Genomic DNA, 26,028 nt, shown 5'->3' on the forward strand with positions numbered 1-26,028 from the left:
ATATATTAACTTGCGCGTATTTTCTGTAAGCGGTACATTTCCAACATCATGGGCGCCAACAAGCCTTAAAAAAGCTCGACACATCTTGAGATTTTCCTCAGGGGTTCCTTGGTGCTTTGGCACACCTAATTGCTCGGGAGTTCTAGTTCTCAAATCCCCAAACATATTTACGCCAAGAAAAGAAATGTGACCAAAAGTAGCAGAGTTAGCTGCTTGCAATGCATGATCTCTTGTTTGAGTGCCTTTCCACTCAGGATATTTGTTTTTAATATAACCTTCTAGTATTGGAGCTGGATCAGGAATCATATCTGGATCTTGCGGTAAGTTAAGAAGAATACGAAAAGAACCATACTGAGGTCGGTCAGGATAAAGTTTCTGCCAATCTTTACCTTGGTCAAGGCGTATTATCTGGCTCCAATCTATCTCTGTAGTCGTGTTTTCATAATCCCTCTCTTTCACCCACCAAGGCGCATTATGGATTGCCGAAGGTGACGAGGAATATGACGAACCTTCTGAGGCGATAAGCTCATCTAAATCATGAAAAACTGGTGCGCCTGCAGCTGATCCTCCTATACCTACCCCAGCAAGACCAAGTGCTTTCATGAAATCTCTTCTAGATACAATGGAATGAAAATTAGACACAATTAGTCTCCTCTTTTTTAATAGTAGACATTAGTAAGCACCTATTCCTTATGTGCTCCCATCATTGGCACTCCTCCTTTCCCTTAATTGAATCTATGCCTAAATATAATTCTTCCTCATAAAAGAATGCCTAAATATTGATTACAATTTATTAATATGGTGTTACAATTTCTATATATTGGGTCTCAACCATACATATTAGAGTTATAATTGAGGATAAATAGCGTTATTTGACATTGATCTCAATATTGCGACTGTTCTTAATACTTATCGCATAAAGGCAATAAATTGGTAAATAAGCAGATAGGTATCAATAGGGATTCCCCAAAGGAATTACTTCACCCGTACTGTATTAATTTCTTTCATTTCGTTAATGATGGTTTAGTAATAATAGACCTTTCAAAAGGTCCATTTGGTCAATTCATTGAAGTAAACGATGTATTCTGCAGCATGCTGGGATATACACATGACGAATTGATCGGTCTCTCACCAATAGATATCACCCCTGAAGATTTGTATCACAATGCAAGACAATTTATTGATCGACAAAAATCGGGGACAGATAGAAAGATAATACGCGAAATAACATTTTTATCGAAAAATGGCAGACGGGTTCCAACTGAATTAAGTTCACATGTGGTTAAACTCAATGGCAGATTGATTGGCTTTGGAATACACCATGATATCACTAAACGAAAAAAATTTGAGCAGGATCTTATATTAAGCTATGAGAAGGAATTACAACTTAGACAAGAACTACAAAATCAAATCCATCAGCGAATTGAATTCGCTAGAGGTTTAGTTCATGAAATTAAAACTTCATTTACTCCTATTTTATGTAACAGTAAAGTACTAACTAAAATTGTCACAGATGAAACTGCTATATTGCTGACTCAAAATATCTTCCGTGCCGCATCTAACCTCAATAATCGTGTAGATGAACATTTTGATTTAATCCGTAGTGAAGTAGGCATCCTTAATCTAGAATATGATTGGATTAATCCAAGCAGTGTATTAAATGAAGTCGTGTCTGAGTTTAAATCACGAACTTTGTTGAATAAGAACCTATTCAGAACATACATTTCACCGGATTTACCACCTCTCTGGGCTGATGCAGATAGAATCCGGCAAATAGTCTTGAATTTACTGGATAACGCATCTAAATTTACTGCAGAAGGCGCGGAAATAATTATGAGGGTATATTGCAGGGAATCTAAGCTTTATATTCATGTTGAGGATAATGGGACTGGTATTCCTCATAGCGAAAAGGAGAAAATATTTCAATCTTACTATCGTTCGAAAGCGAATCCTACCAAAGCGGGAGGATTAGGATTAGGGCTTGCTCTATGCAAATATTTGATTGAGCTTCATGGAGGAACAATAAAAATAGAAGATAATAAACCTAGCGGGAGTATTTTTAAGTTATTTATTCCATATACAAAACATGAAAATCTGTAATAAAAAGATTTAACATAATGAAAATATTAATAATCGAAGATGATAAAGAGATTGCCGAATGTATTCAGTTAGCATTTAGAGTCGGCTGGCCATTCGCTCAAATAATTACTACAAATAGTGGGCAAAAGGGGCTACAGCATGTTGAAGAAGATAGCCCTGATGCGATTCTCCTTGACTTAGGATTACCCGATATTGATGGTATTGATGTCTTAAAACAAATTCGATCTTTCTCAAATATCCCTATAGTCATAATGACTGTGCGCACAGCAGAAAGCAATATCGTTCGAGGTCTTGAAGCCGGGGCTGATGAATATATTTGTAAACCATTCGGGCAGATGGAACTTCTAGCCAGATTGAAAGCAACACTTCGCAGAAATGGCCCTGTCCAAGGTAATTCAACAGTTATGTATGGTCCTTTAAATTTCAGCTATTCATATCGTACTGTTCAATACAATGGACGGGAGATATATTTGACAACTACGGAAGGGCTTATCCTGAAGAAATTAGCAGAGAACGCCGGAAATATCGTGAGTTATGAAACCCTTTCAGAAACAATCTGGGGAGAAAGTTACACAGGCGCTGTCGACAGTTTAAGAGTATATGTTTTACGCTTACGAAGAAAACTCGAAGTAGACCCTAGTCATCCTACTCTAATCATCAGCCATGCTAATCTAGGTTATTCAATTCAAATGACCTGCCCCCGATAGTGATACCACTTTTTAAGTAGTTACCACTTATTTTCCAGTCTAACATGAAACTGGTCTCGTTTTCGGAGGGCAGGTCATAACAAACAATAATTTGGTCTATACTCAGAACTCTGATGAACTAGAGAACTGAGTATAGACCTTAATATTGGGACTGTGGCTCTACGATACAGTTTTACTACCGGTTACATATCAAATAAATATGCAAGCTCAGAATAGATTAACCGTTTTGGCTGTTGTTTCTCCGCCGGATACTCTGTATAGTAACAGCTATTAATACAACACCTATACCACCCATTATCAGAAGACCCAGCCAGGCTGCCTTGTATAAACCCTCGTATGCTTCTCCTAGTGTATGTTGAAAAGCTGCACCTAAAAATACCAGGCCTATTGCAGCCAAAAGCCATTCAAACCATTTAATGGCAATTTTATGCGATAAAGCCCAAGAAACCAGCCAAGTAACAACAGATGCAACAACTATTGCAAAAATGATACCCCACATAAACCTCTCCTTTTACGATTACTATACTAGCTCGTACTAAGTCCAAGAATCATGCCATCGTGTACCAACGGTATTGATGGGACCGCCAACTGCATGATCACCATGCCACCACTCTTCCGGATCTGCAAAATGTCCATAGCCAAACGACTTTGACATATTATAAAAGAAACTATCAAAGACCGGAGTAGTGGCAAGAGTAGACTTAACAAAGGCATGGATAAAAGATGTTGAACCTTCGCCAAAGGGACAACTGCTCATACAATTATCACAACCAAGCCAGTCCTTGCCCATAACAAGACGATGCTTCATGCAGTTTTCAGCTTTCAAGAAGAACTTCTTGGCACCTGAGCAATTTGCTGCGTTATGTGCCTCCCAGGTGGGTTCATTCTCCAAAGAAATCGCTTGATAGGGACAAGCTTCAGCACATTTCCGACAGGTATGGCAGAAACGGAACATGCCAGCATCTATGGGCTTAGTCGGAACTATGGGTATATCAGATACAAAGATGATTGTACTGCGAATCATAGTACCCCACTCTGGAATCAACATTGGATTCATGCGGTTCATTTCTCCGAGACCTGACCAGACCCCCCAAGAGGTTACTGGAGCCAAGCCCCCGGTTCCACCCCCCAGACACGAATAACCCAGAGTTTTCATAAACTTCTGGAACCGGCGCTGAACTATGGATAGAAAACCATAGGATTGACCGGTAGCTGCAAAACCCGTAATACGCCCATCACCAGGAACCGCAGAAGGCCCTAATCTGGTCAGATAGGGATCTTGAGGTACAGCCATTACAATGACACTCTTGAAAGAGTTCGGTATTACTTTTTTTGAATCAGTAGAATACGGCTTATCTACATCTTCGAATACCAGTTCACGTATCGGGCTGGCAGAAGTACCGAAGGAATACTGAGCCGGGACAAGACTAAATCCTCCTCCGGATGACACAAGCATATTGCCCGGTCTTGATTTACCAAGTCTTGCATCAGAAGGATCGTCAATTACCGGGCCTTCAAAGTCACGCCCTCTGATAAAGAAGTATTTCTTAAAATCTTCATTCTGTATCTGTGCAAAACCTGTAATACAAGCACCGAATAATTTAGCTGCAGCAGTGATAACACGGCTATTTTCTTCAGGTGTACCTTGCCACTTGGATATACCCCATTCTTCAGGGGTCTTAGCAAAGGGGTCTCCTAGAAAGTACTCAGGAAAGTCACCATGTGAGGAACTCCAGCCGAACACACCACCCTCGCATAAAGCAAGACCTTTTATATCCTGACCTGGGTCACCGGCTGCCATGTGTTTCTTAAAGTTATCCTGACCCTGCTTGGTAAGGTCAGCAATCTCGGCTGGATCAACGTATTTTGGCTGGTTATAATAGATGAGGCGACTTATCTGATCGTAACGTTCAGTTAATTTAAAGTCTATCTCAACTGTCGGTTTGTCTACTTCCTTTACCCACCACGGCTGTTTTGTCCGGGCGGTATCCGAGCTCATTACCTCATCCAAGTCATGAAACAGTGGGGAAGTAGCACCAATAGCGCTCAAGCTAGCACCGGTTAAACCGAGACCCTTCATGAATTCTCTTCTATTTACTACCGAATGAAATTTGGACATTCTTTTTCCTCTTCACTATTTTCTCAGTCTTTCCCGAATGTCATCCGGTCTTTCCCGAATGCCATTAAACATACTTCCTCCTTCATGGTTCTCTTGATTGCGTTTCAACATCCAGAAGAACAATACCAGGCGAATATCCCAAATCCTGCCCACTTGGTCTAGCTAAAGTCCTAAGAACAACACCATTCAGGATTGCCCTTAGGCAAACAGCCATCTGAGTTTCTTAAAACATCCACCTGAAATCGGTTATGACGAGAAAATCCATTCATACTCCCTTCATATTGTTCCCACTTTTAAAATACACACAGCCATGCAGACACACCAAGGCATAATTGGGCAATCTAAAAGCTAGGTTACATAAGAAGGATAACAAACTGTAGTTAAAAAAAAGTGGGGGCAAGTGAAAACGAGGTAAAATAATAGTAAATATCTAGTGAAATTTTGAGGGTAAAAAGATATAAAAATGTTACTTGCAGGTACTGATATAATAACCAATACCAAACTTATTAAATATGAACTGAGGTATATTGGGGTCAGATTCAATTCTAACACGCAAGTTACGGATATGAACTTTTATATTGTCGCTGCCATATGGGCAATTGTCTCCCCAGACCTGTTCACATAATAACTTATAAGGGAGCGTTTTCCCTTCGGCTTTAATCAATTCGCGAAGAATCACTGCTTCAGTCCTGGTTAATTTGATTGTGTGGCCTAGGTATTGAAGTACTAAGTCTCTAGTATTCAAATAAAGGCCTCCACAAGTAAATACAAAGCCTTCCCTGTTAACCGTTTTCCATCTTAGCAATGACCTAATCCTAGCTAAAAATTCCATTTGCCCAAAAGGCTTTACAATATACTCCTGGGCACCCAAATCCAAGCCTTTCACTATATCTATCTCATCACTCCTAACGGTAATGATAATTATAGGAACCTGCGAAAATAACCTGATCGCTTTTAGCACTTCAAAGCCAGATACATCCGATAATCCCAAATCCAAAGTTATTAAATCTGCTGTTCCCTTTGCCGCCAGATCTATACCTTCTTGTCCAGATGCTGTAGATTGAATTTCTATATCCGGCCAGCACATTCTAAGCGCAATAGACATATACTCTACAACATCTTCCTGATCTTCAATTAGTATAATATTCACTTAAACCTCATTTGGAAGGTGCCAATACCGGAATACTGAACATAACTTCGAAGCCCTCGCCTAATCGACTGGACACCTGAATTTTACCTCCATGCAGTTCCACCAGCATTCTGCAAAGTGTCAGCCCCAGTTGTAATCCGCTTTGTATATCTTTATCTGTGAAGGCATACGTCTTGTCTTTGTTGAACAAACTCCGCTGTTTTTCTTCACTCATACCTTTTCCTGTATCAGTAACCTTAAATACCAACTGGTCTGACACAGTTTCAACTGAAATGGTAATGCTACCTTTAGATGGAGTAAATTTAAAAGCATTATCTGTTAAATTAAGTAAGATCTGGGTTAATCTCTCTTCGTCTGCCCATATTCGAGGAAGATTCCCTCGTATAGCTGCCTGCATTTTTATATTTTTAGATTTCGCCAGTGGCTGTACATACTCGCAAACTTCCTGGATAAGTTGTACTGGATCAACTGATACACGGTTTAACTTCAGAAGGCCAATTTCACCTTTGCTGAAATCCAGTAATTCCTGAATCCTTTTATTTAAAGATTCAGAGCTTTTTCGTATACATCTGGCTAAGGAAATCAAAGGTTCGGTATCAACCCTGTCTGTTAATGCCCCGCTGGCTCCCATCAGGGGCGTCAACGGGGTCTTCAATTCGTGAACAAGTGCCCTGGTAAACTCAATCCTCTTGCTCATAGATTCTTCAAGTTCATTCCGCAATAATTTCTCTTGTTCAAGTGATTGTAACAGGGCCTGTTCACTCATTTTTCGCATTGTGATATCACGCACAACTGAAAAACCCATTCGCATTCCTTGGAGAGTAAATAAATGAGAACTGATTTCCACTGGAATACGTTTGCCCAATTTAGTCATATGGGTAGATTCAAACACAACGTGCCTGTCTTTAATTAAATGCACACCCATAGAAGGCAACATACTGGTCCAATCTTCCGGAGGGTGTATATCAGCCGTACTTCTGCCAATAAGCTCTTCGCGCGTATAACCCAGTGCCCGACAAGCACGGTCATTTACTTCATGTATAATCCTGCCATTCACAGTTGAATTGTAAACCCGGGTTACAATTATGGCATCATTGCTGCTATTAAAAAACAACTTATATCGCTTGGAAAGGTTTTTATATTTTTCTATAACAGTATTATTCTTGATAATCTCTTTCTCTAAGGCATTTTTTGTTTCGTTTAACTGATGGGTCCTTTCGGTGATAATCTGTTCCAGTTGGCTGGCCCGATTATCTATAACCTGAACATTATTTGTGGCAGGGATACTATCCCTGCCACAAATAAAACCCAGACCACGCGCATTTGAGGAAATATAAGTTGCGGTTGAATCTATATCAATCAGCCCCCTGCCTTGTGTATGAAATTTTGCTGACAACTGAATAGACTTATTTTGTCTTATATCTAACCACAACAAACGCCAGTTATCTACAGAAATTTCCGGGCAGATATCCCGAATAGACATACCTTTAAGCTGCTTTTGTTTATACCCTAACCGGAGTAGGGTAGCTTTATTTGCATAAATGATACGCCCATCCTGCAAAAAACCAATAACCAAATTCGGCATACATTCGGTAGCAGCTTCAAATAAATCCGCCCTCAAATGCAGAGATAACGTTCCCAATTTAGCTTGCATATTTTTATGTTACCACAATTCATTATTACTTAGAATAGTATTAGTTGTTTTATCCATTGCTCAAGATCCCTATAAATTAGACATTCTGATATTATTTAATCCCAGTTGGGTAAGGCAATTTCTGGCAGATTTTTAGGATTAGGACTATATAAAGGTTACTCCCTGGATAATACCACCCTTATCCCAATCTTTATCCTGTTTGCAGTAATACCAAAAACCTTCCGAATTAGCGAATAAAATATTAAAAAGTGGTGAATACCGTCGATTTTGCCAAACCACAAATAGATCTGCATCGGCCAGAGTATTGATGTTAGTTCAGTAATATCTGAGTGATTATCCAAAATAAATTTGGGTAAACCTCATTGAACTTAGGAACAACAAACAACCGTTACACTCCCCGGCTCTATCGGCAGGTCACAGGAAAAACTCGGCTTCAGCACCACTAAACCACCCTGCATACCTGTGCAAACCCCGGAAATTGTAACCAATTGACCAATCATACTTTGCACCTCGGCCTCTATTAACTGATACGCCGGACTGAAATAACAAAGAATATTGGCAGAACCAGATGAGGTCTCCAGCTTTATCCAGTATTCACCCATATCACCTAGAGCAAATTCTGCTAGTCTACCTTCAACTTTGATCCGTTTGTCCATATAATAATCATTAGCAGATTCTATATTTGAATTATAATCCTGATACATTTTTTCGGCGGTCACAGAAATGATTTCCGGATTGATATCTGTTACCAGAGGTATATATTCAACTGTGGGGAGTGTTACTTTGAGCGAGTCTAAAACTGTATTTATACAAAATGCAACACTCCCCACCACACCTGCTACTATCACAAGTGCTACTGATAATGCATGGACAGTCTGTCGTAAATGAGCATTACTATGCCTCATTATCTGCCGCCGAAAATGCGCCGTTATCAGGCGGCAAACCAGGACTTATACTGCAGGTTCTGAAATATTTTGGGTTAAAATCGGGCAGGAACTTTAATATATCATCCTGACCCCATGCGTTCATTCCCCAGAGCTTTTTATCTTTCCCGGTCTTGGAATCCCAGCACTTGATAATTCTGGCCTCTACCGGACGAACAGGGTGAATACGGCATCCCTTTGTTTCGTTATCAAACAGGATACAATATCCACGATCATACGTTCTCCAAGGAGGAATACGGGCACCAGTAATATCCTCCTGCCCTTCTTTGGCCCACCTTAAAAAGAATATACGGCAATCAGCAGTGTCTACTACCATATATTTTTGGATCAGCTCAGTAGTGGTAAGGTTTAAATATTTGGAAGCTGGCTCAATTTCATCCGGTCGGGGAATACACGGGTAACAAAGGCAACAATATCCGCAACGCTGGCAGGTTTTAAAATTGAATTTAGCGGCCATAAAGTGTTTGGACATCTGGCCACGGCAATAACTCTCATATTCAGATGTTAAACGCTGATAAGATGAGACCTCGGTGGATGTTAATGATGTAGCGAATGGTCTCAGGGCATCCATATCCTATGCACCTCCATTCATTTTAAGTAGCCTTGGGTGCTTATGGCACCCAAGGCTCGTAAAACCAATTTATCTGGCTCTGTTATGCCTGCGAACCAACTGGAATACTACTCCTAGCATTATAAGACCCAGGAGACCAAACACTACAGCCCCCAGCCAAGCTGAAGTTGCCTCCCATTCACGAATAGATGAGAAGTAATGTTGAACAGCCGCAAACACTGAAATTAGACCAACAGCGCCTATCAGCAGCTCGTACCACCTGAATTTCAGCTGTTTGGTCATAACAATCCAGCCACCCAGAATGGCCAAACCAACTCCAACAATTAAACCTGTCCAATATAACATTGGTGTAGCTCCTTTCTATGCAGATATATCGTTTAGTAGCTTGTGTCAATGCCGAACGGGAAGTCTTCTTCTTTCCACCAGTCCCGCTGATCTTTACGCCCGTAATCAAAGTTAAGATCCATCTGCTTGAAGAATGAATTGAAGACTGTGGTATGGCTGGCTGACAGTCTTACCAATTCATGGATAAAGGATTTATCATCACGTACAGTATTGAATGGACAAGTACCCTGACATATGGGGCAGTGGGGGCACAAGTCATAATTACAACGCCAGCCGAGAAAACCGGGATTGCCATAAATAGTATCATCTTCCCAGGTGGGATCACCGGTTTTGATTGCTCCGAACGGGCAAGCGGTTGAACAAATTTTGCAGGTCATGCAAAATTCTCTTGACCCAAAGTCTATGGGTCTGGTGGGAACAATGGGGAAATCCGTGAAGTGCATCCACATTGCCCGGTTGGTTAGGCCGTATTTAGGATGGATAATATAAGAGGCTCTACCAAGTTCACCCAAACCGGAAAGGGCGGCAAAACCGCCGGTAGCACCCACGCAGCCTATGCCGGTACCGCCTGCACCTACCATGGTGTAACCCAGGCCTCTGGTAAAGTCCTTGATATAGCAGGACAGATAATGGCCTCTCATGTAGGTTATATAAGTAGGGGCATTTTCTTTTCTGCCAGCCTGATGCCTGGTCATATTGGGCGGCTGCCTCATAGTCCAGGTAAATACCCATTTGCATTTATTGGGGATAACCCTTTTGGTTGCAGTTTCGTAGGCTTCATCAACATCTTCAAAGACATACTTTTTGCCATCCATATCAGCTTCAAAAACCATTTTCTTTATGTCTTCGTCAACTTCTACACAACCTACGTCCTCAGCCCCAAACAGTCTGGCTACAGACCTCAGGGTCATCAGGTTTTCCTCAGGCGTACCCTGCCACTTGGCCACTCCCATTTCTTCAGGTGTTTTTACACCTTCATAAAGGGGCGGGAGAAAGCCATCTATACGGTCTCCGCCGCCAGCATCCGAAACCAGTTTTGCCAAGTTAATTACTTTACCATTGGTCTGTAACCTGCGGGGGAAACGGGTAAAACCAAAGAATTCACTAACCTGAGCCAGAGAGGTATTTCTTACATCACCAAAACCATCCGGACCAGGTTCCCATCCCGGAAATTCGTTTTTGCAGTAATCTATTACAACTTTGTTCCGTGCCTCAAGTTCTTCACGTGTAAGTATTCTTTGCACTTCATATGGTAAATCTTCCGGTTTCATTGTCCCTTCAAGAATAGCTTCCTGATGAGCAGTCATGGGATAAGCCCAGAAATACTTGCGTCTTTCAACTGAAGGCCAATCTATCGGGGTGGTGGCATCTTTGAATTCTCTCTCCTTCACCCACCATGGCCTTTTGTTAATAGTACCTGACGAAGTCAGCAACTCATCCATGTCATGGAAAACCGGGGCCGCCCCGGCAGTTAGCCCTATGCCGGCACCAGTAAGTCCCAAACCCTTCATAAAATCCCGGCGGGAAATTGTGGAATGTTGAGTCCTCATTAATAATCTCCTTTACATTAGGCATTCCAAAAACTTTGCACCTAGTTTATTTTGGCTTCCCATCACCTCCTTTGTTTTTGAACATACCTATACTCCAATCACAGGTATGACTTGACTATTCTAAAAGGTAAAGGTTAATAAATAGTAAAATTAGTAAACAAATTCACGCTTCCCAGAGGGATTGTGACTATATATTTGGAAATGTCGCCTTTTGTTATGTGTTTTGAAGCTAACTATAGGTTGCTCTATAAAATGTGTTGTATAATGTTTACGGGTTTATAAAGATAAATTCCGCAGATTAAGTGATAAGGTATATAGCATTGAGCAATAAAACCAAATTTTCGGGGATTAACAGCCCGAACCATAGAATCAGTCTTGCTAAGCTATCTACAAAACGTAAATCCAATCCGCATATGCTTTTCACCAGCCGACGACTAGCTAATACCAATTTACGCAAACAAATGGAAGAGCAAAAAACCCAAAGACTTAATTTCCAGAAACTTTACAGAAAATACAAAGCTATCTTTGAATTCAGCGGTGACCCTATTGTAATATCCGAAATAAAAAGCGTTGGCCCTCACGGCAGAACCATAATTGAAGTGAATGAAGCGGCTATTAAACACTTCGGTTACTCCAGAAGCGAATTACTTCTGCACGATACCGCTTTTTTGCACCCTGACGAAGAGGTTGATATTGTTTTACCTTGGGTGGGACAGGAATTAACACGAAAGCATCACGTATTTTTCGAAGCCAAACATAAGCGAAAAGATGGAAGCATAGTGGATGTGGAAATACATGCCACTATGATTGCAATTGATGATTCTCCTATCTCCCTGGCAGTGATAAGAGATATTTCTGATAGAAAAAATTTTGAGAAGAAATCACAGGATCTTCATCTGGCAGAACAAAATCTTCGCCAAGAGCTTGAAAATCAAATTCAGCAACGAACTGAATTTTATAAAGCTCTGGTACATGAATTAAAAACACCATTGACTCCCATCGTGCTGAATAGTGAAGTCTTAGAAGATAATCTGGAAGGAGAATCCAAGAAACTGGCTAATAATATTAATATTGCCAGTCTGGAGCTACTGACACGAATAAATGAACTCTACGACATGGCCAAGGGTGAAGTAGGTATATTAAAGATAACCCGTTCTTGGATATATTTAGATGAATTGGTAAATGAATTATTCGGGCTGTTTTCTTCCAGCCTTAATCATAAACAATTAAACCTGAGAATATTCTTTAGCCCGGATTTACCTTTGATATACGCTGATCCCTACAGATTAAAACAGGTACTGATAAACCTCCTGAACAATTCAATAACCTTCAGCCCCCCAAAAGGGCAGATTGTTTTGATTTGCACCGCAAGAGATAGCGAAATAGTAATGGATGTAATAGATGAGGGAATAGGGATTTCAGATGATGACCTGCAGAAGCTATTTAAACCATATGTTCTAACCAAATCCGATGGTTTGGGACTGGGACTGTCTCTGTCTAAAAAAATAGTGGAACTTCACAATGGAGAAATCAAAGCCGAAAGTACACTGGGTTGGGGCAGCAAATTTTCGGTTATCCTGCCGGTCTGCAGTCCAGATTAAGGAAATATATGAATAAAATTCTCATTATAGAAGATGATCTTAAAACGGCTGACGCCTTTTCGTCCATTTTTAGGCTTACCTGGCCTGACGCGGAAATTATGGTAACCTCAAACGGTGAGCAGGGTATTCAAAAGATAGAAGACCGGCAACCTGAAATTGTTATTCTGGATATCGGCCTGCCTGATATAAGCGGTTTTGATGTAATCAGAGAGGTCCGCCGCTTCACAGATGTACCTATAATAGTAATTACAGCCAGAACCGATGAACTGGATGTGGTTAAGGCACTAGAGTTGGGAGCTAACGATTTTATCAGCAAACCACCCAGGAAGATGGAATTAATTGCCCGAATTAAGGCATTAATCCGCAAAAAGACTATCGATGATTTCAGTTTCGGTAATATCAGTTTTGATAAAACACAGAGGACTATCAATATCAAGGACAAGAAGATTAGTCTTAGCGTTTATGAAAGCTTGTTATTCGAAAAACTTATTCTGGCCGCACCCAACACCGCAACATATGCTCAGCTAACGGAGTGTTTGTGGGGAGAAGATAATGAAGAAAATATCAAAAAACTCAAGGTTCATATTCAATACCTGCGGGCAAAGATAGAAAAAGCGGCCAATACTTCATCGATAATAGTAAACCGTTCTGGCTTGGGTTATTTCTTAAGAAATCCATAAATACAGTAGCTATTAAAATTCAGATTTGAAACCATGGACATGTCAATATCAAGTGGTATCTTGTATATAAGTGGGATTATCCGAACACTCATGAAACTGACAGGGATGACTCAGCCGAAATTTTGCACGCCAGTCACTACCACTTCTGCCCATTCCAGTCCCCGCGTTTCAGGCAGAGACCAACCCTCCCCGTCTGACCTCACAGCTAGCTTGGTTATCGTCCTCCGGCGCCGGAGACAATAATAACAACGGTAACTACTTAAAAAGTGGTGTCACGGATGAGGGCAGGCCAGCAGGCCATTTGAACGTAAAAACATGGACGGGGAGTTAGTGGTAGTGGTAGCTGAAAAATCTCTACAGGCTTTAATAAAATAAGCAGGAATAAAAACCCAGTTAAGATACCCAAACTATAGTCGGTTTACCTTTTAAGCTCTAATTATTCTTGGGAATCTGGTGGCGGAGATAGGACTTATCCATAGCCGCCAAATTAAGACCAGACTCCTAAATAGTTTGTCAAAATATATGAAGCCTAGGGAGTTTCAAATTACAGTGTCCCATCTATACTTGGTGATTACGCTATCAGGTACAATCTATTCAAGCTAGCAGTCCTGTTTACAGGATCGGTGGAGATGGTAATATTATTTTTACCGAGGCCGCCATCACCTTTAAAACAGCGTACATCAATAAACACAATTACTTTTCTGACTGACCACTCTTCAGAATAAAGGCCGCTTTTGCAGTTAGAATTTGCCTTTGCCTTACCGCAGCAAGCGGCCTTTTAATTTTGCAAAACTGAAGAGGGCAATCTGTATGTAAACCAGTACAGTTTCCATCCTGTAGCTATAGCTACAGGATGGAAACTGAGAGATAAAGAACCGGAAGAATATTAATACCGCGTATTTATCCTATACTGCTCCTTGAATCAGCACCTTCTCCTGTAAATCAGGCCTCCACCCATGTTTGTATCCCAAACTTCCAACTAAAGGCGTCGGCTTGCCAAAGGTTAGGCTGCCTTCTTCCGGAAAGACACTTAATACCTCTTGCTTTATTTCTTCATCACCCCGAAAGTGGTATACATTGCTCATGTATTTTTTAGCCACTTCAGCAGCATTTTCCATCTCCATAGGGGTAGGCCGCCGCCAGACATTATTGCCCGCTTTAAAATACGGCAGCAGAACATATGGTATGTCTTTGTTTATGCTGCTAAGGAATTTGGCCATGTTTTCTGTTTCGTGATAGTCAATATAGCCAGGTATATAAATGGATTCAACTACCAAGTCTATACCGCTCTTGTATACATCATAGAAATTTTGCAAAATCTGCTGGTTGGGAACATCGGTGTAATCCAGATGCAACTCCGGGCTGACAGCTTTGATACCAAAGGCTACTTTGTCCGTATCCTTCAAATCCGGTAGTTCATAACAATTCGTCAAGAGCACATTGTAAGTCCCATACCGTTTGTGGAGCATTTCGGTTATTGCCGCATACTCAGGATCCAATGAGGCTTCCTGCCCTTCCAGCAGTACCCTTTCAAAATCTAGTTTATCCAGTTCCTGCATAACCTCGTGTAGACTCAGGAATCTTTCCGGGGGAGCGGCCAGACCGGGATCATCATTTACATGCTGTCCAACAAAATCCTTGAGCATAGGGCTGTATATTCTCCTTTTGCAGTAACAGCCCCGGCAACGTATATTGCAGCCCCAAAACATCAGGGATACTTCTTTGGATTCAGGCGTATAGTAAATATGATATATGTTCGTCAAAATATCTTTACCACCTCATATTTCATTTCCTCGTCTCCTTTCCAACTATGGACTTTCCCAAGATGTTTCCGGGCTGTCTTCTCAGCAGCTTCCATTTCCTCATGGGTAGGGTGCCGCCACGGATTAAAACCAGACTTGAAATATGGAAGTATGTGATAGGGAATATCCTTATTTACCTGAGCAATAAATTCTGCAATGTTCTCAGTTTCAGCAATATCTATAAAACCTGGAATAAATACCGAAGCCACTGATGATTTTAGACCGGCCTGATTAAGACTGATAAAATTTGCCAAAACCTGTCTGTTTGATTTACCGGTATACTCTTTATGAATGCTGTCTGTTACAGCTTTGAGACCGATGGCTATTTCATCAGTATCCTTTAGTGAAGGCAGGCTATAAATATTGCTGCACAGGGTATTGTAACTACTATATCTTTTGTGAAGGGCTTGGGTAATTTGAGGATACAGCGGGTCAAGCGAGGCTTCCTGCCCTTCCAGCAAAACTTTCTTTATTTCCAGTTTATCCAGCGTTTTTATGAGATCTCCAAAGCTGATAAATTGTTCAGGGGAATCTGCAATCACGGTTGGTTCTTCAAATGGCAGATGTAAGTGTTCTGACAGCAGAAAATTGTGGGTTTCTTTTTTGCACAAACAACCAAGACAATTAAAATTACACCCCCAGAAGAACAGGGATATCTCCTTGGTTTCCGGTGTATAAGAAATATGATAAATATTCGTCATCACTTTTACCTGCATTCCTCAACTATGAAATCAAGCCCATCGTGCTAGATATAAACCATCTCAAGTTTTCCATTTTGATTCACTACATACAGGCCGCCACAATCAGGATTAAAATTCGGCAAAACGGCTCTTACTTGCTCAAGCGTCCAGTTTGCATTAAAATCTTTTTTCTTCTTTTCCCAGCATTTGGTGTCTTTGGCAGTTCTGGGACGTACATCATGTATCATGCAAGCGTGGATATCCTTATCAAAGAATATGCAGTACCCCCGGTCATAAGTACGGTGGAAAGGTAAATATTTGCCTACCATATCAGCTTGGGTTTCCCTGGCCCATAACATATAAAAACCTTTTTCACTTTCGTTTACTACGGCATACCTGCTGGCAAGCTCCAAAGGGGTCATATTCAAATAACTAGCAACCTTGTTAAATTCGTTAGGGGTAGGTACGCAGGGCTGTCTAAGGCAACAAAACCCGCACTGCTTACAGACCTTCTGACTACCAACTATGTTGCCCTTGTGTTTGTGTTCTTCTTCAGTCAGATACTTTTTCAGCTCTGACTTAAGAATGCCAATATCAATTCCTCTATCCATCCGTAGAGGTTTATTCATTGTGTACATATTCCCTCACTGATTTTATATGAAGATCTAAATCTGATTGCCATATCATTTTGTGTGTTACCCAGTGTCTCCCCTGAGGCTTTTTAACGGCTTCAGGGGAGACTGTTAAACACCCGTTTAAGTGGCTGAGCGTCTGCGCCAAGCCAAAGACCAGGCCAGTGCCAGTAGCACAACTGCGGGCAAACCCAGTACCAGCAGGAACATATTGGCCGCTTCCTGCTCATATTCGGCCACAGAACCGAAATAGTTTTGAATGGTCATAAGCACCAGGAAAAAGCCCACAATGCCCAAAAGCCATTCATACCAGGTGAGTTTGACGCCTTTGATTTTCAGCAACCAGGCCAAACCCATAATTCCAGCGCCAGCAATCAGGGCGATGAAAAACCACATATCTAATTACCTCCCGTTTATTTGCTGTAACCGCCCTTGGCGGCACCAATAGTACTATCAAAGCCATAGGCCGGTAGGGACATATCCCACCATACCTCTGGTGATTCATAAGGTCCGTAACCAAAGGTGTTACTCATACTGGAGAAGAAGCCATTGAACAAACTGGTGGTAGAGACAGTACCGCGGATAATGTTATGCATCATGGCGGCTTTGTCTTCACTGAAGGTGCAGTTGGCATAGCACACCCAGCAGCCGCTGGTACCGCCACCCTTGGAGTAGTAGTTACAACCCGCCATGTCAGGCCAGAAGCCTTTGTGACCGGGATTGCAGAATACTCTGGGTTTGCCGTCTACGTCTGGTACATCCCAAGAAGGTTCATCTGCATGAGAGATGGACTGTGACGGACAGGCATCTGCACACTTCTTGCAGGAGTGGCAGAAGCGGAACAGACCGGCATCAATGGGCTTAGTAGGTACTAAGGGGAAATCGGTCAGCATAGTAAAGGGAATATGGTTAGGACCGGTTTCAGGAGTAAGACAATAGTTGCCCTGACGTGAATTTTCAGCTAGACCGGTTAAGATCATGGCAGCACTGAAGTTGGATTCGGAAGTCTGGTGACCGCCGTCTCCGAAAGCTCTCCAACCACCCAGAGCCCGCACAAAGTTAAAGGTGCGTACCTTTAGGGCTTCATGCCCATTATCAGCGGTACTGCTGTTGGATTTACTTATAGTGGAATCAAGTGTCTTGGTAGCTTCCATACAAGCACCGGTGGCAATGGTTATCAGCCAAAGAGGTTTAGAAGGAATAACATGTTTGCCGGCACTTCTGCCGGTACTTCCTTTTCGCAGTTCGGAATAAGGCTGATCAACATTTTCATAGACATAGCGTAATTCATCAGATTCCGGCGGATCAGGATTCTGGGGGGTCCATGTCCAATTTCGTACAGCATCAGTGGTTGTTTTCACGAAAAGTTTATTCCGCCATTTGTCTTCCACTTCGGCATAACCGATAAACATGGCACCGTAATACCGCAAGGCGGCGTACAGCAACCGGGAATTTTCCTCCGGAGTACCTGACCATTTGGGCATACCCAGTTCCTCAGGGGTCTTGGCCCAGTCAGCCTCATCTACGATACCAGGATAAGCCCAGGCAGGTGATTCCGTACTGCCGCTGTATCCGGCTTTAAGAGCCTGATATTTAGTATCAAAACCAGGGGTTTGTTTGGCTATACGATCTGCATCTATCTTTTTCTGGGTAACTGCGGCCGCATCAATAGTTTCAACAGACCTGTACATGGTAGCAATACGGCGGGAATGAGCCTCATTCTTCCTGTCAAAGCGCTGCATCAAGTCCCAATCAATTTCAGAGGTAGGGTTAAAAAGCTCACGCTCCTTGACCCACCAGGGACGCTTGGCCGGTGTTACCGAAGAGGATGACATAAGCTCGTCCAAATCATGGAAGACGGGAGTAGTGGCTGCTACAGCACCAACACCTGCTCCAGCCATACCAATGGCTTTCATGAAATCACGGCGGCTTACCATTGAGTGAAACTTACTCATTTGGTTCTCCTTTTTAAATATGGTTCCAAGGTCTTTCTAAAGAGCCATTCGGTCTTTCCCGAACGCCAATTGCCAGATGATCACCTCCTCACTTCAGTTATATCTATCAGACCTTTTATTAAGGGATATGGCTGTATATGTGTGTATAATCGTTAACTAATCTCTTTGTTAAATATTTGCTTAATCAGAAACAAACCAAGGCGTAAGCTGTTTTTTGATTTTCCGCATGCCTGAAAGATAAGCAAAGGGGAATACTTGCCTACTATAGGCAAAATCCATATTGACTAAGAGTTTTCAGGTTTTACTCAAACCTACTAATCAACCACCACAACCAAAGGTCCTGTACAAAAACCAAATACCAACTTGACCTCTCTAGCAGTAGAATCTCAAATATCCCTGTATACTATCCAGTGAAATCTTTTTTGTACCTGTGTTCAACCTATTGTTTCTTTAGTATTATGTAGTTGTTTACTATCTTTATTATAATGACTTTATTCTATTACTATATCAGCCAAATAGCGTATTTTAACTAAGCCATTATGCTTAGATTTTTAGACAAATATGTACTATTTTTAACTAATAAGTATTTAGTGACACATGCAATATAAGCTCAAGGGAGGAATATTGGGGTGCATTTAACCGAAGGTACACTGCAATTACGTTAAAAATCCATGGGCGTTTTACTAAGCCTGAAGAAAATAAAAAAGCGGAGGACATAATCCTCCGCTTCAGCATGATTTATAAACTCTGCTTAGGCTTTCTTTACCCTTCTAGCAGCCAACTGCCAGGCTACTCCCAGCAGAACAAGTGATGGTAATCCGGTAACCAACAGGAACATATAAGCCGCTCTAGGTTCATATTCCAGAAAGCTTCCTATAAAATTCTGAACAGTAAGCAGCATCAGTGCAAAGCCTGCTATTCCGATTACCCATTCATACCAGGTAAGAGATAGGTTATTCCGTTTTATTAACCAAAACAAACCCAGTATTACGATACCGACAACGGTCCCCATGATAAACCACATATAATCACTCCTCATTTTGTACTAATATTATATTAGCAAATCAATCGAACTAAACTCCTAAGATTAGTACCTTGAATCAATACCAAACATAGGCTCACCATTTATATCCCACCAAGATTCCGGATCTCTGTTGGAATACTTGTAACCAAAGGCCTGATCCATAGTTCTGAAGAACGAATTGAAGGCCGGTGTTACGGCAGTTGTAGCTTTAATAATGTCATGAATACCTGCTTTGTTTTTCTTTGCAAAGACACAGCTAGCAACACATATGGAACAAAGGCTGGTCAGGTCATACCAGTAACCGTGACAATTCATACCGTCACAATGGTAAACTTTCTTACCGGGGTGATTACCGGAGTATTTCACATCCCAGGAAGGAACATCATCCGGATTAAGAGCACCCGAAGGGCAATGAGAAGCGCAAAGTTTACATGTTTTGCAGAAATTCCAGACACCGGAATCAATCGGTTTATCCGGCACCAATGGCAAATCTGTGATGACACTTCCCAACCTAGCCATAGTGCCATATTCAGGGAAAACACACTGTCCCAGACGCCCCTGCTCACCCATACCGCTTATAACAGCCAATGCAGGGTTAATACTGGTGTTATTTACATAGGTGAAACTGCCAAGACCCTGATAGCCTAACATACGGAAAAATCTTTGAGCTCGTATTTGAAACAGCGTGCTCAATGAATAGGAAAGTGCGGTTGTTGCATCACCCAGCAATGTAGGAGCACGTTTGTTCATCTCCTCTGACATGGGCATAGAAAACACAACTGCATACCTGCATTTCTCAGGTATCACACGTTTTTTATCCGTCTCGTAAGCTTTTTCCACGTTTTCAAAAACAATAGCTTTACCGTCCCAATCTACGCCGTAAACCAGTTTCCTATTATTCTCATTCAGTTCTACTATGGAAATAGTGCCTGTGCCAAGAAAACGGAAGGCCTGACGAATCATAGCGGTAGTCTCTTCGGGACTGCCATTCCAAGCAGGCAAACCGAGATCAGATGGGCTGCCCATGCCATAAGGAGTAACTGTAGTATCCCCGAGAAAGTCATGTGAAAAACCTGCCTGCCAGCCATAAGCAGCCGCATCAAAGAGTGCATAATCACGCAGGGTATAACCAGATTTATCTTCTGCGATCCATTGTTTACGGTCTGCTTTCTGTTTTGCTCCCTGAGCAGCAGCCACATCTTTCCCTACAAAACTGGCATACGCAACTTGAGGTATAGTAGTGGCATCATGGCGTTTCAGCATATCCCAATCAATTTCGATGGTAGGAGTATCAACCTCTTTAATCCACCATGCCCTCTTATTACTGGAACCTGCAGAGGCCATTTCGTCCAAATCCTTGAAGACAGGGCTACCAGCTGACAATGCCCCAACTCCTGCTCCAACAAAGCCCAAAGCTTTCATGAAGTCGCGGCGGTTCAGTGTTGAATGACTTTTTACCATTACACCCTCCATTAGATTTTTAGTACTCTAATGATATAAAACAGGGCGTAACGCAAGGGGTAGAAATACATACCAGTTAAGTATTTAATAGTAACTGTTTAGTAAACAGGGGGATATATGCGGAGATTCAAATTTAAACGGGAATAGAGTACCCGATACCATGATGGTTCAGTATTATTTTAGGATTGGCAGGATCTTCTTCCATCTTTCGCCGAAGACGGCAGATATAATTTTTGATATTATCAGAAGCACCGGGTATATAATCTCCCCAAAGCACCTCCGATAGTTCGGTTACGGTTATAACCTTGCCTACTTTGGAAACAAGCTGATACAAAAGTCTTCCTTCAGTCTGGGTTAAAAACAGCCTTTTATTGTTCACATATACTTCCTGAACAGTTCTTCCAAAATGTATATTGGCAGAGGTTACAGATAAATCTTCTTCCATAAAACGGCGCTTTTTCATAGAGGCCTTCAAACGGGCAATCAATTCCAACTGACGGAATGGTTTTACCAGATAATCATTCGCATCCAGCTCAAAGGCTTTTACTAAAATGTTTTCATCTTCACAAACCGTTATGATAATTATCGGGACTAAAGAAAATGCCCGTATTTGCCTTAACACATCAAACCCGTCTATATCCGGCAATCCCAGATCCAATAAAACCGCATCCGGATTCTGAGATTCAACTAACTCAATTCCCCCTTTCCCGCTGGTACTAGATAAAACACGGATATTTGACCAAACTATCTTCAGGACACTGGAAATAGCATCTATTATCTGGGGATCGTCTTCAATTATCAGTAATTTCATATTAATTAATGACACTCATACTTTCGGTAAGGTAAATGAGAACGAACAGCCGCTATTTTTTACACTGCTAACCCATATCTTCCCTGAATGTTTCTCAATTATCATCTTTGAAAGGGCAAGCCCCAAACCTAATCCGCTTGGATGCAGTTCGTTGCCGCATCTGTAAGGATCAAAAATATTTTCAAGCTTATCCTCAGGTATACCAGGACCTGAATCTGAAATGGTAAACAAAAATTCCTGCCCCGCTAAAGCTGTTTGTATGTTTATTTCAGATCCATTACCAGAGTATTTAATAGCATTTTCAAGCAAATTGGAAACTACCTGTTTAATCCGGCCTCTGTCTCCCGATACTTCCGGTAATCCGGATTCCAATTTAACTGAAAACTTCTGTTCGTGCAACCTGATTTCAGGCATGAAAAACTCGCTAATTTCGCGGATAACAGCATTAAAATCAAATGACTCATGAACAAATTTTAAAATACCCACTTCACCCCGAGCCAAATCCAGTAACTCACTTATACGGGTATTAAGTTCGCTGGCACCGTTATTGATATTATTTACCAGTGATTTGAGTTTATTATCCACTGCAACACTGTGCAATGCATCACTGGCCAAAATTATAGGGGTAAGTGGTGTTCTTAATTCATGGACAAGTGCCCATGTAAAATAAATCCGCTTCTGGGCTTCTTTTTCGAGCGCTACCCTAAGTTGAAGCTCTTTTTCATAAGATTTTTGAAGATGGTCCTCGGCTTCCTTCCAAACAGTTATATTCTCCAGCTTACCTGTGAAGTAAGGAACAAATGTTCCGTCATCATCGTATTTGGGCTGGAAACTTTCCCTCAGCCACAATTTTGTCTGATTTTTATGTCTGACCTGATATTCAATAGAAGCCGGCTGCTGAATACCACGCATCAAGCACTTGGAAAAATATGTAAACCTTTCTTCGGATACCCGCAGATAGGTTTCCTTATCTGCATACATAGTGCCTTCGTGGTCTGACATATACAAATATTCAAACTCAGCAGGTGTATATCCTAATAAATGGGTTATCTGAGGACTGATAAAGAGCAGTTCATTACTGACAACATCCAATTTAAAATATGCTTCGCTTACGGCAGATTCCTTAAGCTCGTTTCTGGCAAGTATTCGCTTGTCGCCGATGGTTATATCTCTAGATATCAACTCTTTGACACTATCTAATCCATGGAGCAATGTATCATTGAAACTTGAAATATCCCCTTCTTTAATCTCAAAGGGCACATCAAACGCTTTTGCAAACGAAGCCACTTCCTCTTCTCTGGGGCTATCAGGTTCAAATTTGTATGCGATTATCTTTTTCGTGTGGCAGTTATGAATCAAGTTGCCTTCGGCTCTGTTGGCTCCATAAGATGCAAATACTTCTTTTCTAAGAGATGTACAGAGTGTATTCTTGACTAGCCATTCGCCCTTTGCCAGATAATCCTGAGCAATCTCTGCACCCAACATCATTTCCCAGCAATTATCACCCTTAAGTTTAATGATACGATCTTCATATCCTGCTAATATCTGCTGTAATTTGGGGTGACAGTTCCCATAAATAAGCAACGCCCCGTCATTATTAAGGCAAGCCTCATTAAAAATATGTTTTAGAAGATCCGGGGAGATGGAAAACAGGCAGCAGGGTGCCAGAGGATATATTTTATGTTCGCTGGTTACAGGACAAGCCTTGACCTGGTCAAGAATCGAAGCACAGGTGATTATTCCGATTTTTTGCTTTTGCATAAATATCTGCCATCAATCAATTTCGCCAAATCAGTTAAATCCGCGGGAAAAACAAACCTGGGTAGAAGATCCTTTAAAGATTCGTCCAAATTAAAAACTACTCCGCCTGCGAATATATCGTCGGTTATTTTCAATAATTCATCTGAATAGGATTGAATGCTGTAAATAAACTGAAATGCAGAAAAACTAAAAACTATGCTATCCGGCTTTTTACAATTCCATTTATTAATGAGCAATTCCAAATCGGTATTGGCGGTTATACCGTGAAGTTCAGTTTTAAATCCTTTTGTCTCCAGATATGTCTGAACCAGTAAAGCTCCTACAGTTTGAAGTGCTGAAAAATAGCACACCGAAACCGGTTCGGCATTCAAATACGCCTTATCAAGAGTTCCCAACCTTTGGTTAACATGCTCTATAATATATAAAATATGTGACGGGCGAATTTCCCGGTGATTCCATGAGTATATCGTATTATCAAGTAAAGAAACCAGCTCCGGCTGGCTCATTTGAGATATCAAATATCCTTGATCATTTGCTGCAGAATGGCAAAGGCCCTTCAAATTATCAGAATTCACGGTTTCCACCATGGTTGCCTCCAATTCCCTCTTATTTTATCACAATCTCATTACAAATTATGTGGAAATATAAAACAGACGAGGTATAAAATCTATCCCACCATGTCTATACTGAAAGTGTCAGCAAATAGAGCGCAAATAGCTTACAGATTTCACATTCAAAAAGCCATATAGCCCTCAAGAATAACAAACTCCATCCGCAGTTCAGGCCGCAGCCAACCCTCCCCCCGTCTCCACCAAAGCTAAAAACGTGACTTGGCCTTAATAGGCGAGGGCATTCGAACGTAAATATCAGGACGGGGAGTATAGATGTCCGAGAGACCTCTATCTCTATATCTGAGTAAAAACGGGGTAATAATAGCGGGTATACTCGGTATCATAAGCCCAACCCATACGGCAAAGGAGAAAAGCCCGTAAGGTCTCCGAAGAAATACTGTATGACCAGAAGCAGAGGTACCAGTCAAGTTAAACACCCCAAGTGTAGCTACAAAACTATATATCCTGCTAAGGATTTGGTTTCGAGTAATCCTTATCTTCAAAACTGATTAGACAATACTATAGACCCGTAACCGTTAAGAACAACCTAAACCAGAAGAATAGCTATAATATCAGTTATTCCAAAATATTCAGATTAGACTGCAAAAAAGTCGACAGATTGACACTTTGATTGATAATTTTAAACTTGCGCCTGATATTCTCACGATGACGGTTTATGGTAGCGGCCGAAACACCCCTCAAACTGGCAATTTCTTTGGTAGTTAGCCCGTTTTTGATCATATTGGAAACAGCAATCTCTACGGGTGACAGGCAGTTACAAACTCCAGTTAGGCTTGTCACAAAGGAGGAACTTATTCCCTCCAAATTCGAAAGAATCAGCTGGGTATAGATCTTCTGTGAAGGAGGAAGTTGAGCCTCCAATGACAGGAGAATAGGTTTTAATATCTTGTCAACGTTCTGGTTGATATCATTATATATGTCTTGCCGAGCAGCTTCACCCCGAGACAAAATAACCTTCAAAGCCGTATTTGCTTCCTGTAACGCCTGTCGCTCCAGTTTAAGCTGGCGGTTAATCTCCTCCAATTCCTCATCTATGGCAATACGTCCAGCTAAATTGCCAATCTGCACGGCAACGTTATTGAGCAAAATCCGTTCCTCTTTAAGGAATGGGCCTTCGTAAATAACAGGGCGCTCCTCGGTGTAGTAAATAGTACACTCACCCATCAGTTCGCCATTTAACAAAACCGGAGAGGATTGGTTCCATTTGCTAATCTGAAAACCGGTGGATAAAAAGGAGTGTCCTCTAAAAACTATTTTAGCTTTGGTGATATCAGGATACTGCCAGGCATTAGGTAGAAAATTGGAAAGCTCAAACAGGAATCGGTTTAAAGAGGAATGGTGGCGCTCTGCCAGCTGAAAAATGCCATACAGGCAGTTCAGTTCTTTAACCCGCTCCCGCAAAGCTATTTCAACTTCATCAGTTTGACCTTCAACAGTTAGCGAAATCGGCTTCAGACAAGAACCAGTATCCTGAGGCTTGCCCGATACAGGGTAAACTGCCGGAGAATTATTATTCTCTTGAAGATTCATTCAATATTACTCATATATTATAGGCATTATATAGGTATTATTCCAGTATTTTCAATAAGGAGAATACCAGATATTCTTAACAAGTCAATTTAAAGATGGAGAGTGACTGGCGCCCGAAACCAATAAAATACGTCTTGAAACAAATTTCGGCTTATCCCCACCTTGCTTGGCCACAAAGGCGGCCTGACTGTTTTCCTCTTCCAAAGGTTCTAAACTCTCCTGACGGTGCAGGCATGATGGGTAAATGTACATGTATAAAAGAGAGGAACAGGGAATTCTTCCTATTCCTTATCCTTCTTCTAATTCCATAACCGTAGAA

Annotated in this window: 23 protein-coding genes; 4 read left to right on the forward strand and 19 right to left on the reverse strand. The window is 41.4% G+C overall.

All coding sequences use genetic code 11. From position 1 onward, the window contains the following. Positions 1-642, reverse strand: a 642-nt coding sequence (locus tag WC259_RS03450) for a reductive dehalogenase domain-containing protein (RefSeq protein WP_372643187.1), incomplete at its 3' end; no start/stop codon positions are given. A gap of 288 nt (positions 643-930) precedes the next feature. Here WC259_RS03450 and WC259_RS03455 point away from each other — a divergent pair. Together WC259_RS03455 and WC259_RS03460 are read left to right on the forward strand one after the other, a co-directional pair. Beyond that, positions 931-2,100, forward strand: coding sequence for an ATP-binding protein (locus WC259_RS03455; RefSeq protein WP_372643190.1), 1,170 nt, complete (start codon positions 931-933; stop codon positions 2,098-2,100). 17 nt (positions 2,101-2,117) lie between these two features. Beyond that, positions 2,118-2,807: a response regulator transcription factor gene (locus WC259_RS03460; RefSeq protein WP_015407275.1), complete on the forward strand. Its 690-nt coding sequence runs from the start codon at positions 2,118-2,120 to the stop codon at positions 2,805-2,807. Between the two features lie 217 nt (positions 2,808-3,024). Here WC259_RS03460 and WC259_RS03465 read toward each other — a convergent pair whose 3' ends face one another. The 7 genes from WC259_RS03465 to WC259_RS03495 all read right to left on the reverse strand — a co-directional run bounded on the left by WC259_RS03465 (position 3,025) and on the right by WC259_RS03495 (position 11,140). Further along, positions 3,025-3,306: a hypothetical protein gene (locus WC259_RS03465; protein ID WP_015407276.1), complete on the reverse strand. Its 282-nt coding sequence runs from the start codon at positions 3,304-3,306 to the stop codon at positions 3,025-3,027. A 36-nt stretch (positions 3,307-3,342) separates the two neighbouring features. Further along, positions 3,343-4,926, reverse strand: a complete 1,584-nt coding sequence (locus tag WC259_RS03470) for a reductive dehalogenase (protein WP_059279995.1) — start codon at positions 4,924-4,926, stop codon at positions 3,343-3,345. Positions 4,927-5,392: 466 nt separating this feature from the next. Next, the gene (locus tag WC259_RS03475; protein ID WP_015407278.1) at positions 5,393-6,076 is read right to left on the reverse strand and encodes a response regulator transcription factor; all 684 of its coding nucleotides are present in this window, start codon (positions 6,074-6,076) and stop codon (positions 5,393-5,395) included. A 7-nt stretch (positions 6,077-6,083) separates the two neighbouring features. Further along, positions 6,084-7,730 carry a PAS domain S-box protein gene (locus WC259_RS03480; protein WP_015407279.1) on the reverse strand — a complete coding sequence of 549 codons (1,647 nt, stop codon included), beginning with the start codon at positions 7,728-7,730 and terminating at the stop codon, positions 6,084-6,086. A gap of 368 nt (positions 7,731-8,098) precedes the next feature. Next, on the reverse strand, positions 8,099-8,635 hold the full coding sequence (locus WC259_RS03485) for an OB-fold containing protein (protein ID WP_015407280.1): 537 nt from the start codon (positions 8,633-8,635) through the stop codon (positions 8,099-8,101). Next, entirely contained in the window at positions 8,625-9,245 is a 621-nt protein-coding gene (locus tag WC259_RS03490; protein ID WP_015407281.1) for a YkgJ family cysteine cluster protein, read from the reverse strand. Before WC259_RS03490 ends, WC259_RS03485 begins: the two co-directional genes overlap by 11 nt. A 377-nt stretch (positions 9,246-9,622) precedes the next feature. After that, positions 9,623-11,140 carry a reductive dehalogenase gene (locus tag WC259_RS03495; RefSeq protein ID WP_011309863.1) on the reverse strand — a complete coding sequence of 506 codons (1,518 nt, stop codon included), beginning with the start codon at positions 11,138-11,140 and terminating at the stop codon, positions 9,623-9,625. Positions 11,141-11,601: 461 nt separating this feature from the next. Between WC259_RS03495 and WC259_RS03500 the strand changes: the two genes are divergently transcribed. Both WC259_RS03500 and WC259_RS03505 read left to right on the forward strand, forming a co-directional pair. Further along, complete coding sequence (locus WC259_RS03500; protein WP_015407282.1) at positions 11,602-12,741, forward strand: PAS domain-containing sensor histidine kinase; 1,140 nt, start codon at positions 11,602-11,604, stop codon at positions 12,739-12,741. An 8-nt stretch (positions 12,742-12,749) separates the two neighbouring features. Next, the gene (locus WC259_RS03505) at positions 12,750-13,421 is read left to right on the forward strand and encodes a response regulator transcription factor (RefSeq protein ID WP_015407283.1); all 672 of its coding nucleotides are present in this window, start codon (positions 12,750-12,752) and stop codon (positions 13,419-13,421) included. Between the two features lie 905 nt (positions 13,422-14,326). On the opposite strand, the gene WC259_RS03510 is transcribed toward WC259_RS03505, so the two are convergent. From WC259_RS03510 to WC259_RS03560, 11 genes are all read right to left on the reverse strand, one after another. After that, on the reverse strand, positions 14,327-15,130 hold the full coding sequence (locus tag WC259_RS03510) for a radical SAM protein (RefSeq protein ID WP_372643205.1): 804 nt from the start codon (positions 15,128-15,130) through the stop codon (positions 14,327-14,329). A 50-nt stretch (positions 15,131-15,180) separates the two neighbouring features. Continuing rightward, positions 15,181-15,924 carry a radical SAM protein gene (locus tag WC259_RS03515; RefSeq protein ID WP_015407285.1) on the reverse strand — a complete coding sequence of 248 codons (744 nt, stop codon included), beginning with the start codon at positions 15,922-15,924 and terminating at the stop codon, positions 15,181-15,183. Between the two features lie 44 nt (positions 15,925-15,968). Continuing rightward, on the reverse strand, positions 15,969-16,532 hold the full coding sequence (locus WC259_RS03520) for a YkgJ family cysteine cluster protein (RefSeq protein ID WP_227028526.1): 564 nt from the start codon (positions 16,530-16,532) through the stop codon (positions 15,969-15,971). A gap of 126 nt (positions 16,533-16,658) precedes the next feature. Then, complete coding sequence (locus WC259_RS03525; protein ID WP_011309925.1) at positions 16,659-16,931, reverse strand: hypothetical protein; 273 nt, start codon at positions 16,929-16,931, stop codon at positions 16,659-16,661. A gap of 17 nt (positions 16,932-16,948) precedes the next feature. Beyond that, positions 16,949-18,490 carry a reductive dehalogenase gene (locus tag WC259_RS03530; RefSeq protein ID WP_011309926.1) on the reverse strand — a complete coding sequence of 514 codons (1,542 nt, stop codon included), beginning with the start codon at positions 18,488-18,490 and terminating at the stop codon, positions 16,949-16,951. 751 nt (positions 18,491-19,241) lie between these two features. Then, complete coding sequence (locus tag WC259_RS03535) at positions 19,242-19,514, reverse strand: hypothetical protein (protein ID WP_012984534.1); 273 nt, start codon at positions 19,512-19,514, stop codon at positions 19,242-19,244. 63 nt (positions 19,515-19,577) lie between these two features. After that, complete coding sequence (locus tag WC259_RS03540; protein WP_372643198.1) at positions 19,578-20,975, reverse strand: reductive dehalogenase; 1,398 nt, start codon at positions 20,973-20,975, stop codon at positions 19,578-19,580. Positions 20,976-21,108: 133 nt separating this feature from the next. Further along, positions 21,109-21,786: a response regulator transcription factor gene (locus WC259_RS03545; protein WP_015407286.1), complete on the reverse strand. Its 678-nt coding sequence runs from the start codon at positions 21,784-21,786 to the stop codon at positions 21,109-21,111. Between the two features lie 15 nt (positions 21,787-21,801). Beyond that, positions 21,802-23,547, reverse strand: a complete 1,746-nt coding sequence (locus WC259_RS03550) for an ATP-binding protein (protein WP_034376052.1) — start codon at positions 23,545-23,547, stop codon at positions 21,802-21,804. Continuing rightward, complete coding sequence (locus WC259_RS03555) at positions 23,523-24,146, reverse strand: hypothetical protein (protein ID WP_011309932.1); 624 nt, start codon at positions 24,144-24,146, stop codon at positions 23,523-23,525. Before WC259_RS03555 ends, WC259_RS03550 begins: the two co-directional genes overlap by 25 nt. Before the next feature lie 588 nt (positions 24,147-24,734). Then, positions 24,735-25,709, reverse strand: a complete 975-nt coding sequence (locus WC259_RS03560) for a helix-turn-helix transcriptional regulator (RefSeq protein WP_372643202.1) — start codon at positions 25,707-25,709, stop codon at positions 24,735-24,737. Positions 25,710-26,028: the final 319 nt, after the last annotated feature.

Origin of the sequence: Dehalococcoides sp., from assembly GCF_041654235.1 — a bacterium.
Classification (GTDB): domain Bacteria; phylum Chloroflexota; class Dehalococcoidia; order Dehalococcoidales; family Dehalococcoidaceae; genus Dehalococcoides; species Dehalococcoides mccartyi_B.